General features: G+C 46.0%; 9 protein-coding genes. 8 read left to right on the top strand and 1 reads right to left on the bottom strand.

The window, feature by feature from the left end; translation table 11 throughout:
* Positions 1-19 precede the first annotated feature (19 nt).
* From hrpB to BKB51_RS06670, 8 genes are all read left to right on the top strand, one after another.
* On the top strand, positions 20-2,536 hold the full coding sequence (gene hrpB / locus BKB51_RS06705; RefSeq protein WP_085900353.1) for an ATP-dependent helicase HrpB: 2,517 nt from the start codon (positions 20-22) through the stop codon (positions 2,534-2,536).
* A gap of 117 nt (positions 2,537-2,653) precedes the next feature.
* Positions 2,654-3,415: a DeoR/GlpR family DNA-binding transcription regulator gene (locus BKB51_RS06700; RefSeq protein WP_085900352.1), complete on the top strand. Its 762-nt coding sequence runs from the start codon at positions 2,654-2,656 to the stop codon at positions 3,413-3,415.
* A 282-nt stretch (positions 3,416-3,697) separates the two neighbouring features.
* Positions 3,698-4,654: an ABC transporter substrate-binding protein gene (locus BKB51_RS06695; protein ID WP_085900351.1), complete on the top strand. Its 957-nt coding sequence runs from the start codon at positions 3,698-3,700 to the stop codon at positions 4,652-4,654.
* A gap of 135 nt (positions 4,655-4,789) precedes the next feature.
* Entirely contained in the window at positions 4,790-5,821 is a 1,032-nt protein-coding gene (locus tag BKB51_RS06690; protein ID WP_085900350.1) for a quaternary amine ABC transporter ATP-binding protein, read from the top strand.
* Positions 5,822-5,829: 8 nt separating this feature from the next.
* The gene (locus tag BKB51_RS06685; protein ID WP_085900849.1) at positions 5,830-7,827 is read left to right on the top strand and encodes an ABC transporter permease; all 1,998 of its coding nucleotides are present in this window, start codon (positions 5,830-5,832) and stop codon (positions 7,825-7,827) included.
* Between the two features lie 20 nt (positions 7,828-7,847).
* Positions 7,848-8,735, top strand: coding sequence for a phosphotransferase (locus BKB51_RS06680; protein ID WP_085900349.1), 888 nt, complete (start codon positions 7,848-7,850; stop codon positions 8,733-8,735).
* The gene (locus tag BKB51_RS06675) at positions 8,732-11,188 is read left to right on the top strand and encodes a GcvT family protein (protein WP_085900348.1); all 2,457 of its coding nucleotides are present in this window, start codon (positions 8,732-8,734) and stop codon (positions 11,186-11,188) included. The genes BKB51_RS06680 and BKB51_RS06675 overlap by 4 nt, the downstream gene beginning before the upstream one ends.
* 202 nt (positions 11,189-11,390) lie before the next feature.
* A complete protein-coding gene (locus BKB51_RS06670) occupies positions 11,391-12,569 on the top strand; it encodes an iron-containing alcohol dehydrogenase (RefSeq protein WP_198946672.1) in 1,179 nt (392 codons plus the stop codon).
* A gap of 99 nt (positions 12,570-12,668) precedes the next feature.
* Here the strand turns inward: BKB51_RS06670 and BKB51_RS06665 are convergent, their stop codons facing one another.
* A complete protein-coding gene (locus BKB51_RS06665) occupies positions 12,669-13,895 on the bottom strand; it encodes a TIGR03862 family flavoprotein (RefSeq protein ID WP_198946671.1) in 1,227 nt (408 codons plus the stop codon).
* Positions 13,896-13,954 lie beyond the last annotated feature (59 nt).

The raw sequence follows: 13,954 nt of genomic DNA, 5'->3' as shown, positions 1-13,954 counted from the left end.
GTAATGATATAAGCCTGTTATGACTGGCTTACCTATAGATTCCGTTCTTCCGCAAATCGCACAAAAACTTGTAGAAAATACCTCGTTAGTGCTTCAGGCTCCGCCGGGTGCGGGTAAGACAACCGGTGTGCCTTTACATCTTCTACAATCAGATTGGCTTGGCGATAATAAAATAATCATGCTTGAGCCAAGACGTCTCGCCGCGCGAGCTGCAGCCACACGAATGGCTGAGCTTTTAGGCGAAGATCTTGGTGAAACCGTCGGTTATCGTATCCGTCTGGAAAAGAAGGTGAGTGCCCGAACAAGGGTTGAGGTTGTTACTGAGGGTATTTTAACCCGAATGCTGCAAAACGATCCTGAATTATCCGGTGTCGGATTGGTTATTTTTGATGAGTTTCACGAACGCAGTTTACAGGCAGACTTGGGACTTGCTCTTTGTTTAGAGGTTCAGGCCGCACTTCGAGATGATCTTCGAATTTTGGTTATGTCGGCGACCTTGGATGGGCAGGCAGTTTCTCGTTTGATGGATGATGCACCCGTTATTACAAGCGAAGGACGCAGCTTTCCTGTTGAGATAAAATACGGGAAAGAAACTGAACGTCGGAATATTCCTTTTGATATGGCTGATAAGATAGAAGAGGCTCTTGCGGAAGAGGGTGGAAGTATCCTTGCTTTCTTGCCGGGCGTTGGAGAAATAAAGCGAGTAGAGAATCTCTTATTGTCTAAGAAAACGACGACAGACATTGAGGTTTATCCTCTCTATGGTGATTTGCCTATGGCAAAACAACGAAAAGCAATTGAGCCTGTCGGGGATGGTAGACGCAAAGTTGTTTTGGCGACCTCTATTGCCGAGACAAGTTTGACTATTGATGGCATCAGAATAATTATTGACTGTGGCTTTCGGCGTAGCCCGCGATTTGATCCTTCGTCAGGTTTGACAAGGCTGGAAACTATTCGTGTCTCACGGGCGTCAGCAGATCAAAGAGCTGGTCGGGCCGGCCGTCTGGAACCCGGGATCTGTTATCGTTTGTGGCCGGAATCCCAGAATGGGGCGTTGGCATTACAGGATCGACCAGAGATTCAGGAGGCTGATCTTTGTTCCCTTGTGCTTGAGCTTTTAAATTGGGGGGCAACAGGTCCTGAAGAGCTCAGTTGGTGCACCGTTCCCCCCAAGTCATCCTGGAAACAGGCAATAGAGTTGCTCAGGTCTTTGGGGGCTATTGATCAAAGTGATCACATTACAGATCACGGTAAAAACATGTCCCGACTTCCTGTTCATCCCAGGCTTGCTCATATGCTTGTTCGGGGAAGGGAGGAGAACGCAGGTTGGCTTGCCTGTTTGATTGCGGCGTTGCTAACCGAAAGAGATATCCTACAAGAGGGATCGGCGAAGACACAGACCAATCTTCTGGTCCGGATTGATGCTTTTACAAGTAAGTCGAAGGAAAGAGGGTTCAAATTTGATTCCTATCGTTTGAAACAGGTCAAACGCACAGCAGAGCAATATGCCAGAGCGTTGGGTGTAAGGCCGGATACAACTTTTAATACAGAGCATGTTGGTGGTTTGGCGTCTCTTGCCTATCCTGATCGCATTGGAAAGCTCCGCAAAAATGCCGTGGGACGCTTTAAACTATCTGGCGGTAAAGGGGCAGAGCTGGATGAGTTGGACCCCTTGGCATCAAGGCCTTATCTTGTGATGACAAATATAGGTGGCGCAGGGGCTTCAGCGCGCGTGTACCAGGCTATTGAGGTGTCTGAAAGTCAAATCCGCAAGTTTCATGCTGAAAGCATCGTATTGGAAGATCGAGTACGACTGGACGACTTGAAGGGTGTTTTTCTGGGGGAAGAGGTTGAACGTTGCGGCGAAGTCATTCTCAAAGCGACGCGCGTTAAAGAGCCTGATCAGGAGGCAATCAAACAGGAAATCCTGACGTTAGTAAGGGGCAGAGGCCTAACAATTCTTGAGCCGGATGCTGACTTTGAACATTTGTGCCATCGGGTTATTTCTGCTGGCGCGCTTGCACAGAAGACTGATTGGCTTGATTTTTCTGAAGCTGGGTTAATTTCAAGCCTTGAGAGCTGGTTATTGCCTTATCTGGATAGTGTCACGACATTTAAAGCATTGCAGGCGTTGGATTTTAAGAGCATTTTGCTTTCATTTCTGGGATGGGATAAGCGTCAATTTTTGGATGAAAATTTTCCAAGCCGGATTGAGCTTCCGACCGGAAATACAGCAAGGATTAATTATGTTGATCCCAAGCTGCCCATTCTTGAAGTCAGGCTTCAGGAACTTTTTGGGTTATCGGTAACGCCGTCAATTTTTGGGGGGCGTATTCCTCTACGTCTTCATTTACTATCACCCGCGCGGCGTCCACTACAAGTAACCAGTGATTTAGCTGGTTTCTGGGCGAATACCTATCATGAAGTAAAAAAAGATATGAAGGGGCGATATCCCCGTCATTATTGGCCTGATGATCCCTTGATTGCTGAACCAACATCCAAAACGAAAAAGAATATGAATAAGGCTCGGCGTTAACTGGCATTGTTCTAGAATTAAGTGGCTTGTTGCGCTGAATGTCTCGCGGTTCAAAAATTTGATTTTTGATGTGAATTACCTTATCTCTTAGATAGTTGAGAGAGGGTAATCAGTTTCATGCATTCAACAACAAGACAAAAAGAGATCTTGAGGGCGGTTCGGCACAAGGGGCTTTGTACAATCCTCGAGCTTGCCGATCAATTTTCAGTATCTGACGAGACCATTCGACGGGATGTAAAGCCGATGGTTAGTGCTGGGTTAGTTGAAAAGGTGCATGGCGGCATTATTGTTCCTGATGAAGGACATGAACCTCCTTTTCAATACAGGATGGTTGAGAACCACGAGGCTAAACAGCGCATTGGTTTTGAGCTCTCTAAAATAATTCAGAGCAGTGATTCATTAATACTGGATACCGGAAGTACGACGGCTATTGCGGCGCACGCGCTGCAGGAGCATTCAAACCTGCTTGTTGTCACTAATTCTGTGGAAACGGCCAGAGCGCTGGCAACCCGTAACGGGAACAGGGTTTATATTGCCGGGGGAGAGTTGCGCGCCGATGATGCCGCTGCCTTTGGTCCTTCGGCCATTGCCTTTATTAAGCAGTTTGATGTGAAATATGCTGTTCTATCGCTGGGTGGGTTGGACCCGGTCAAGGGATTGATGGTTGACCATTTGGAAGAAGCAGAGTTTTCACGTACCGTAATGGAACAGGCACAAAAAACGATTGTTGTGGTCGATCAGAGCAAGTTTAATCGATCTCGTCTGGTCAAAGTTGCGCCACTAAAGGTTATTGATATCCTGATTACTGATGGAGAACCTGATCCGGAATTAGCTGCTTGCCTCAGGGATGCTGAGGTCGAAGTCATTGTAACTCGGTAATGAGGTTAAATAGTATCTGAGCGAAAGTGTTCAGGTTACTTAAGGAAATTATCAATTTTATATTTAAAGGCAGCTTGGATTTTTTCGAGCGGCCTTTTTTTGTATGACGTTGATTCAGCCGCTTAAAATCCACAAGAGAGCCTACAAGAACGAATGTTCCTGCTCGTGATGTTGTTTTTGTGTTGACTTTTGATGATATATGTTGATATTTTTGGATATTAAAAATCTTGATACATAAAAATCAATAAAAAAGAACTCGAAATCCTTACAGGGAGTAGGTTTATGATTAAAACATCACGGTTTGCATTGGCTTTATTGGGAAGTCTGGCGCTATCAAACATGTCAACAACAGCTTCTTTTGCTGATGTTGAGTCAAATGACCCTATTAAACTGACATTGCATGATTGGACGGGGCAGCTCCTGACCACCAAAATCATGGGGTCGGTGCTTCAAAAAGCTGGTTATAATATTGAATATGTTCAGGCTGATTATATCGCGCAGTTTGCAGGCCTTAAAGAAGGCGATCTTCATGTGGCCATGGAGATATGGGAAACCACAGGTCGCGAGGCAATGGACGATGCTGTCGGGACTGGCAAAGTCGAAAATCTGGGTGAAACAGGTATGCAGGCTATCGAAGAGTGGTGGTATCCTTCATATATGAAAGAAGTATGTCCCGGTCTGCCGAATTGGGAAGCTTTGAATGAATGTGCAGAAGCTTTCGCCACACCTGAAACGGCCCCGAAAGGACGTTATCTCGGTGCGCCTGTAACGTGGGGCGGCTTTGATGATGAACGTGTTGAAGCACTTGAAATGGATTTCGAGGTTATTCACGCAGGGACAGATGCTGCTCTCTTTGCTGAGCTTGAATCTGCTTATCAAAGAAAAGCACCTGTTTTGTTGTGGGTTTATGCCCCTCACTGGGCACCTGCTAAGTTCGAAGGCGAGTGGGTTGAGTTCCCTAAATATACTGCTGAATGCTATAGTGATCCGTCTTGGGGATCTAACGAAGATGCTGCTTATGACTGTGGCAAGCCAACAGGACCAATCTGGAAAGTTGCATGGTCTGGCGTAAAGGACAAATGGCCTGGTGCTCATAAGGCCATTGAAGGCTTTAACATTTCCAACGATGAAATGTCACAGATGATTATTGAGGTCGACCTTGACGGTAAAGATATGGATGCTGTCGTGAGTAACTGGGTTGATGCAAATAAAGATCGTTGGGCATCTTGGGTTAAGTAAGATGTCAATTACTCGGGGGGAGTAGGTGGTTCTTTCCTGCACTACTCTGCCCTGAGTAATCTTTAACAGTTTAATCTGTAAACTTGCGATCTTAAGATCCGAACGTGAAACTATTTAAGTGTAGGTCCTGTGGGTATGAACTCATCAGTTAAATTGTCGTGCCGTGGTGTCTGGAAGATTTTTGGCCCCGATGCAAAGAACTTTCTTGCCAAACATAATCATAAGCCGAAATCACGTGATTTGAAGGCAGCCAACCTTGTTGGTGGTGCCCGGGATGTGAATATAGATATTCATTCAGGTGAAATCTTCGTCATTATGGGGTTGTCCGGATCTGGTAAATCGACACTTGTGCGATGTCTGTCCCGCCTTATTGAACCAACAGATGGTGAGATACTGTTCGACGGAGAGGATCTATTAAAAGCCAGCGATGAGGAGATGATTGAGATCCGCCGTCACAAGATGGGAATGGTGTTTCAACACTTCGCTCTGCTGCCGCATTTGACTGTTTTGAGGAACGTCGCTTTTCCATTGGAAATACAGGGAGTGTCCAGAGAGAAGCGAGAGAAAGTTGCTAGAGAAATTATTGAACTCGTTGGCTTGTCGGGGCGGGAAAACTATTACCCGCGCGAATTGTCGGGTGGACAGCAACAGCGTGTTGGTATTGCGCGCTCTTTGGCCGTTGAGCCCGAAATATGGTTTTTGGATGAACCCTTTTCTGCGTTGGATCCTCTTATTCGCCGGGAAATGCAGGATGAATTTATCCGCTTACAAAATGTACTTAAAAAGACAATTGTTTTCATAACGCACGATTTTGATGAAGCTATTCGTCTCGCCGACAGAATTGCGATTATGAAAGACGGCAAGGTGATACAAATTGGGACGCCTGAGGATTTGGTTATGAACCCGGCGACAGATTATGTTGCCGAATTTACACAGCATATACCGCGTGCCAAAGTCCTGACGGCCGGTTTGCTGAAAGATGACTTTGATGCATCAATCGCCACAGCCGGATCCGTTTTTCAAGATACTGTAATTGCCGATATTGCGGATGATATCGAGCAGGCTGATAAGCCTTTTGCTGTTATATCGGCTGAGGGCACACCTGTTGGACTTTTGAGCCGGAAAAGAGTTATGGATGTTCTTGTGGGGCGCGAGGTATCGTTGTGATTGCCTCAATGAAGAACAGAATTCTGGATATCCAGCCTCTTAACTCTGCAAAGTTGTTTTGGTTGATAGCACTCTTTGTCACTGTCTTTTTGTATCTTGAAGGCAAAGGGTTATTTCCCAAGTGGATGTTTAAAGTTCCGCGAAAATCACAGATACCTGTTAAAAAATATATTTCCAACTTTATGGATTGGTTGGTTGAAGAGGCTAACTTTGGCTTCTTTACTTTCAAAGAATTGACCCGTGGGATATCGGGTTTGCTGGATATCCCCCTGTCTTTTGCCACAAGTCTTTTTTCAACCGGATTTATGGAAGGTCAGGGATCTCAGGCCCTTCAAATTCTTCCTCCTTTATCCTGGATTGCCGTGATCGCAGCCGTTGTTGCAATGGGGCACTATGCCCGCGATTGGAAGCTCGCAGGGTTTATCGGGGGGTGCTTCCTTTATTTGGCTATGTTCGGTCAGTGGGATAGTGCGATGGTGACTTTGGCATCCATCGTCATTGCTGTTCCTTTTGGTGTCGTCGGCGGTTTGTTATTGGCTATCGGAGCTTATCGCTCCCCTTGGTTTGAGAAAACGATCTCGCCCGTTCTGGACTTGATGCAAACAATACCTGTTTTTGCTTATCTGGTACCCATATTGTTTTTGTTTGGGTTTGGTCCTGTGGCGGCCATGATTGCAACGATCATTTATGCCATGCCGCCAATGACACGTATCGCTATTATGTCATTAAAAGGCGTGCCGAGCGAAATTGTTGATTTTGGAAATATGGCGGGATGTACCAAGCGCCAGTTAATGTGGAAAGTTCTTGTTCCTTCTGCTGCTCCCGGGCTTATGGTCGGTGTTAATCAGGTGATTATGCTGTCACTGAATATGGTGATTATTGCATCAATGATCGGGGCAGGGGGACTTGGTTATGATGTGTTGTCATCACTACGCCGACTGGACATCGGGGGCGGACTGGAAGCTGGGGTTGGTATTGTTGTTCTCGCTATTGCACTTGATCGTTTAAGCCAAGCTTTTGCCGCCAGATCTGAACCAATTCATCTGGATGGTCACCTAAATATTGTTAAACGGCATCCGTGGTTTATATCTGTTTCGCTTATCGTCTTGTTATCACTGGTCTTGGGCCTCTTTGTTCCGGCTATTCAAAGTTATCCGCAATCTTTAGAATTAGGGGTAGGTACATCGCTTGCCGAATTGGTCGCATGGATTAATATCAACTTCTTTGATGCGCTGGAAACATATAAAACCTTTGTTCTGGTTTACTTTATGGTGCCTGTGAAGCTTGTTTTGTTAAAAATGCCCTGGGCTTGGACGATACTTTTGCTATGTGTTGGTGCCTGGCAATTAGGGGGCAAGAAACTGTTTCTTCTCACACTACTGCTAAGTTTGTTTATTGTCGCGACAGGTATGTGGGAAAAAGCGATGATCACTGTGTACCTGTGCGGTGTGTCGGTCGTGATCGCCTGTTTGATAGGTATTCCAATCGGAATTGCTGCAGCAGAAAATCATCGCTTGGGGCGTGTTGTGCAGGTGATGATTGATACGCTTCAAACATTACCAAGTTTTGTTTATTTGATCCCTGTTGTGATGCTTTTTCGTGTTGGTGATTTTTCGGCGATGGTGGCGGTTGTTCTCTATGCAATTGCGCCAGCTATTCGCTACACGATCCATGGGATACAACATATTCCGTCGGCTTTGATAGAGGCTGGGATAACATCTGGGTGCACACGTCGCCAACTACTTTGGAAGGTTAAGCTACCACTGGCTCTTCCTGAAATTCTATTAGGACTTAATCAAACGATAATGCTGGCCCTTTCCATGTTGGTTATTACCGCATTGGTTGGAACACGAGACCTGGGACAGGAAGTTTATATCGCGCTGACCAAGGCAGATACCGGGCGTGGACTTGTTGCAGGCCTTTCCATTGCCTTCATAGCCATTATTGCGGATCGCATGATTGCCGCAGGCTCTCGTAAAGCAAAGCAACGCCTGGGATTGAACTAGGAATTGGGATAGGAAACCCGATGACAAACAAAGAAGATATTATAAGGCAGCTTCCCTGTTGGGACGGTAAGATTAGCCTTAAACCATTGGATGGTGGAATCACCAATCATAACTACACGGTAAAGGATAACCGGGGTAAATACGTCGTTCGTTTTGGGGAAGATATTCCTGTGCACCATGTTATGCGCTTTAACGAGCTGGCCGCGAGCCAGGCGGCTTATCAGGCTGGTATTTCACCGGAAGTGGTTTTTGCTGAAAACGGGATCATGGTTTTACGCTTTATCGAAGGGATCTGTTTCGATGAGAGTATGGTTCGTGATTCAGATAACTTGAAAAAGATCATTCCGTTGATCCGACGGGCACATACTGAAATACCGAAATATCTGCGTGGGCCTTCCCTCGTGTTCTGGGTTTTCCATGTCATTCGGGACTATGCAGCAACTCTCAAAGAGGGGCGGAGCCGAATGATCAATGAGTTATCCTGGTTGTTGGATAGCGCTGAGCACTTGGAGGGTGCCGTCGGTAAGGTGGATCTGGTTTTTGGGCACAATGACCTTCTGGCAGCGAATTTCATCGATGATGGTAACCGTATCTGGCTTTTCGATTGGGACTATGCCGGTTTTAATTCCCCGCTCTTTGATCTTGGGGGGCTTGTTTCAAATTCAGCACTGGATAAGCCGTCTGAACAGTGGGTGCTCGAAAGCTATTTCGACAGTCCAGTTACCGATGAACTTCTCTATAGATACGAGGCAATGAAATGTGCCTCTCTCTTGCGAGAAACCATGTGGAGTATGGTGTCGGAAATACATTCCGACATTGATTTTGATTATCAAAAATACACCGAGGAAAACCTCGACAAGTTTAAAGCACAGCTTCAGGCCTTCCAAAAAAGTGAGATATTAAAATGACCGATTTAAACTCTGATGCCTTGCCTAAAGATGCACGTATCGTGATCATTGGTGGGGGGATAGTCGGGACATCCACAGCCTACCATCTGGGAAAGATGGGGTATAGTGACACGGTTCTTATCGAGCGCGGCAAGCTAACATCTGGCACGACCTTTCATGCCGCTGGACTGGTGGGACAGTTGCGTTCCAATGCCAATATTACCCAGTTATTGGGGTATTCTGTTGATCTCTACAAAAATCTGGAAAAAGAAACGGAGCAGGCAACCGGTTGGAAAATGAATGGCGGGTTGCGTCTGGCTTGTAATCAAGAGCGCTGGACCGAAGTAAAGCGACAGGCGACAACAGCACATTCCTTTGGTTTGGATATGCAGTTGCTTACGCCCAAAGAGGCACAGGAACTGTGGCCTATGATGACAACTGATGATGTGGTTGGTGCTGCCTTTTTACCGACAGACGGTCAGGCCAATCCTTCAGATATTACGCTTTCCTTGGCTAAGGGCGCACGGATGAACGGCGTCTCAATTTTCGAGGATACCGAAGTTCTTGATGTTGAGGTGGAAGATGGCAAGGTTGTTGCCGTTGTGACCTCAAAGGGGCGTATTGCTTGTGACAAGGTTGTAAACTGCTGCGGACAATGGGCGCGTCAGGAAGCCAAGAAAGTTGGTGTGAATGTCCCGCTGGTATCAGTTGAACATCAGTTTATGATTACTGAGAAAATCGAGGGAATTACCCCGGATTTACCGACATTACGGGACCCGGATCGCCTGACTTACTACAAAGAAGATGTTGGTGGTTTGGTTATGGGAGGTTATGAGCCCAATGGTATCCCTTGGGCAACAAAAGGCTTCCCTGAAAAATTTCATTTCTCCTTGCTGGATTCAAATTGGGATCATTTCGAACAGCTCATTGAGCTTGCTTTGGGGCGTGTTCCTGCTTTGGAAACCGCAGGTGTTCGCGAGCTTATCAATGGGCCTGAAAGCTTTACGCCGGATGGAAACTTCATTCTGGGGGAGGCGCCAGAGCTAAAGAACTACTTTGTCGGCGCCGGCTTTAACGCCTTTGGTATTGCTGGTGGTGGTGGTGCAGGCATGGCTTTGGCCGAATGGGTCGTCAATGGCGAACCACCATACGATTTGTGGCCTGTGGATATCAGAAGGTTTGGTCGTGCTCATTTTGATACCGACTGGGTGCGTAAACGTACGTTGGAAGCTTATGGCAAGCACTATACAATGGCATGGCCTTTTGAAGAGCATTCATCTGGACGTCCAAATCGTAGGTCGCCGCTTTATGATGTTCTGAAAAAACAAGGGGCTTGTTTTGGCGAGAAGCTGGGATGGGAAAGACCAAACTGGTTTGCCAAAGAAGGACAGGAAGCCAAGGATATTTATTCGTTTGAGCGTCAAAACTGGTTTGAGAACGTTGGTCAGGAACATCATTTAACTCGTTCTAATGTAACTGTTTTTGATCAATCTTCATTTGCAAAATTTAAATTGATTGGCCCGGATGCTGAAAAAGCCCTGAGTTGGATATGCGCCAATGATGTTTCTAAAGAAACAGGCGCTTTGATCTATACGCAAATGTTGAATGATCGCGGTGGTATCGAGTGTGATTTGACGGTGGCACGTGTGTCCGAAAACGAGTTTTATATTGTGACGGGCACAGGTTATGCCACGCATGATTTTGACTGGATCAGGAAAAATATACCCTCAGGATTAAATGCTCAGCTTGTTGATGTAACGTCTGGTTATTCCGTTCTTTCTGTGATGGGACCTGATGCAAGAAAAGTATTGCAGAAGATTTCTTCTGATGAGTTGTCAAATGAAAGCTTTGCCTTTGGCACTATGCAAACAATCGGTGTTTCTGGTGCGCCGGTTATGGCGCTCAGGGTCACTTATGTTGGTGAACTAGGCTGGGAGCTTCATATTCCAACAGAATTTGCCATCAATGTTTACCAAGCCTTGATGACCGCCGGGGAGGAGTACGGCATTGGCAATGCTGGTTATCGGGCAATTGAGAGCTTGCGTCTTGAAAAAGGATATCGTGCCTGGGCTTCTGATATTGGTCCCGATCATACGCCGCTAGAAGCGGGTATGGCCTGGGCCTGTAAGCTCAAAAAGGATATTGATTTTAAAGGTCGAAAAGCTTTGGAGGTACAACAGGAAGAGGGTATCAAAAAGAGTTTGTGTTGTTTCACAATTGACGATGCTGATGTCATCCTCTTGGGGCGTGAAACGATCTATCGTAATGGTGAACGGGTCGGTTGGTTAACATCTGCGGGCTTTGGTTTTAGCGTTAACAAGAACATTGGTTACGGTTATGTACGTAATCAGGATGGTGTAGATCGGGCTTATCTAGAATCTGGTGCGTATGAATTGGAAGTGGGGACAGTGCGCCACAAATGCGAAATTCACTTTGGTGCATTGTTTGATCCCAAGATGAAAAAAATAAAGTAATAACCGTGCGTTATTTTGTGATCTTCAAGTGTTTTCTCTCATCATGATGTGTCCATTGTGATGAGAGAAAATGCTTGAAGATTTATTTATTGGTAATTCTTCAATTTTTGTCTTAGATATCTTCGTTCGAACCCTTTGGGTTCGGTAAATAAGCAAATACGTGAAAAACGTAACGCCTTCCACTTCATACGGAGAAAAAACCGTGAACGATAAAATTGAAAATATGCAGGGTAATTGGAATTACCCGACGACTGTTCGTTTTGGTGTTGGTCGCATCAAGGAAATTGCAGATGTCTGCAGTGGTCTTGGAATGAACAACCCGCTTCTTATTACAGATGCTGGCCTTGCTGCCTTGCCAATGGTTGCTGATGTTGTGGCAACTTGTAAAGCAGCGGGTCTTGGATGTGATGTTTTCAGTGACATCAAGCCCAATCCGATTGGTCAAAACATCATGGACGGTGTTGCTTTCTATCATAAAGGCAAACACGACGGTGTTATTGCTTTTGGCGGTGGTTCAGGTCTGGATGCGGCCAAAGCTGTGGCCCTGATGGTTGGACAGGATCGTCCGCTTTGGGACTTTGAAGATGTTGGTGATAACTGGACACGCGCCAATGCAGATAAGATTGCACCAATCGTTGCTGTACCAACCACATCTGGCACTGGTTCAGAAGTTGGTCGTGCTTCTGTAATTACACATGAAGAAACACACGTTAAAAAAATCATTTTCCACGCGAAGATGATGCCATCTGTTGTCATTGACGATCCAGAGTTGACCGTTGGTCTTCCTGCAAAGTTGACGGCAGCGACAGGTATGGACGCTCTTTCACATAATCTGGAAGCATTTTGTGCGCCAGGCTATCACCCAATGGCTGATGGTATTGCTGTTGAAGGTATTCGCCTGATCCAGAAATCTTTGGTCAAAACTGTTGAAGATGGTACTGATCTGGTTGCGCGTTCTGATATGATGATTGCGTCAAGCATGGGGGCGACTGCCTTCCAAAAAGGTCTTGGAGGCATGCATGCATTGGCTCACCCGCTTGGGGGGATCTATGATGCGCACCACGGTATGCTGAACGCTATCCTGATGCCATATGTGTTGATTGCCAACCGTTCTGTTATCGAAGACCGTACAGCTTATCTGGCGCGTTGTCTCGATCTGAAAGACGCGTCTTTTGACGGATTACTGCAGTGGGTGATGGACCTTCGCACAACACTGGATATTCCAAATGCTCTGTCTGCGATTGGTATCGATGAAGACAAAGTCGATGAGATTGGTGTTCTTGCGACACAGGATCCATCTGCTGGCGGGAACCCTATTCAGTTCTCACCTGAAGAATATTCGGCCATTCTTCTAAAGGCTATCCGGGGTGATCTTGGATAAGGCCTGAGAGAAAAGGTACCCAAAGATTTAGCGGTATTGGAAACCGGGGATGTAACGCATTCCCGGTTTTTTGTTGCAGAAGGGCTGATCTTTGATTTCTTACGACTGTTCTCGGAGATAATGATCAACACCTTGGGCGACATGCACTGCCATGGAAAAACACCCCTGAAGTAAATATCCACCAGTCGGTGCTTCCCAGTCCAGCATTTCCCCGGCAACAAAAATTCCAGGCAGACGCTTTAACATTAAGTCGTCGGTGCAAGCGTCAAATTTAATGCCGCCTGCTGTAGAAATAGCCCGATCAATGGGTCTTGCTTTATGAAGAGTAACAGGCAGAGACTTTATCTTTTGGGAAAGAGTTTGTGGGCAGTTAAATTCTTCTTTACTGGTAAGGGCTTTGAGAAGGCTTAGGCTGACCGATGATAAGCGCAGTTGTTGTTTGAGGAACTTCCCAAGTGGCAGATGCGTTCCTCTTTCTTCAAGAATTTTTGCCAACTTTTCTTTGCTGTGTTTGGGTTTCAAATCAATCAGGACGGTTGTTGAGTGATCTTTGTTTATTGTTTCACGGATTGATTTACTGAGGGCATAGACCGCACCTCCCTCCAGACCATATGAGGAAAGCATGATTTCCCCCTTTGTTGTTTTGTCTGCATGAGAGAGGGAGATATTCTTGAGGGGGTGTCCAAAACAGCTTTCGGGTAAAGATTGCGGCCAATGTGTTTCGTATCCGCAATTTGCGGCTTCCAAAGGTTCTATTTCGATTGCTTGTTGGGTTAGGATCGGAACCCATGCAGCATCCGAGCCCAGTTTCCCCCAACTTGCGCCCCCAAGTGCCAGAATAGCGGCCTGCGGTGATATGCTTGTAATACGGTTGTCATTTCCTTTGATGAGTAGATTTTTCTCTCCATCAAAGCCGACCCATTTATGACGCGTAAAGAGCTTTAATCCTTTAAGAGATAAGTTGGATAACCATGCCCGTAAAAGTTCAGTAGCTTTAAACTTGGTTGGGAAAATTCGCCCACTGGATCCGATAAATGTTTCCTGTCCAAGAGCATGACAGAAATCTCTTAAGTCATTTGGGCTAAATTTTTTTAGAAGAGGGGCAAAGCGGGCTTCATTTTCGTAATAACGAGTGGCAAATACATCGATAGGTTCGCTGTGCGTCAGGTTAAGGCCGCCACGGCCCGCAAGTTGAAACTTTCTGGCAACAGAGGGCTTTGCATCGTACAAATGGACTCTATACCCCATTTCCAGCAGTTTATGCGCAGCCATAAGGCCAGCAGGGCCGCCCCCAATAATAGCAATAAATTTTGATGTATCGTTCACATAACTCTCCTGAAGAAAGAGTTATATAGGCAATTGGCAAAGGCCTGTCATCCGTTTCT

This window comes from Kiloniella majae (assembly GCF_002118315.1).
Taxonomy (GTDB): Bacteria; Pseudomonadota; Alphaproteobacteria; order Kiloniellales; family Kiloniellaceae; genus Kiloniella; species Kiloniella majae.
The sequence above is the reverse complement of the archived record's forward strand: the minus strand, read 5'-3'. Positions and strand labels throughout refer to the sequence as shown.

Coding starts and splice junctions, on each gene's coding strand:
- BKB51_RS06675 (WP_085900348.1), top strand. CDS start 8,732: ATGACCGATTTAAACTCTGATGCCTTGCCTAAAGATGCACGTATCGTG.
- BKB51_RS06700 (WP_085900352.1), top strand. CDS start 2,654: ATGCATTCAACAACAAGACAAAAAGAGATCTTGAGGGCGGTTCGGCAC.
- hrpB (WP_085900353.1), top strand. CDS start 20: ATGACTGGCTTACCTATAGATTCCGTTCTTCCGCAAATCGCACAAAAA.
- BKB51_RS06680 (WP_085900349.1), top strand. CDS start 7,848: ATGACAAACAAAGAAGATATTATAAGGCAGCTTCCCTGTTGGGACGGT.
- BKB51_RS06695 (WP_085900351.1), top strand. CDS start 3,698: ATGATTAAAACATCACGGTTTGCATTGGCTTTATTGGGAAGTCTGGCG.
- BKB51_RS06685 (WP_085900849.1), top strand. CDS start 5,830: ATGAAGAACAGAATTCTGGATATCCAGCCTCTTAACTCTGCAAAGTTG.
- BKB51_RS06690 (WP_085900350.1), top strand. CDS start 4,790: ATGAACTCATCAGTTAAATTGTCGTGCCGTGGTGTCTGGAAGATTTTT.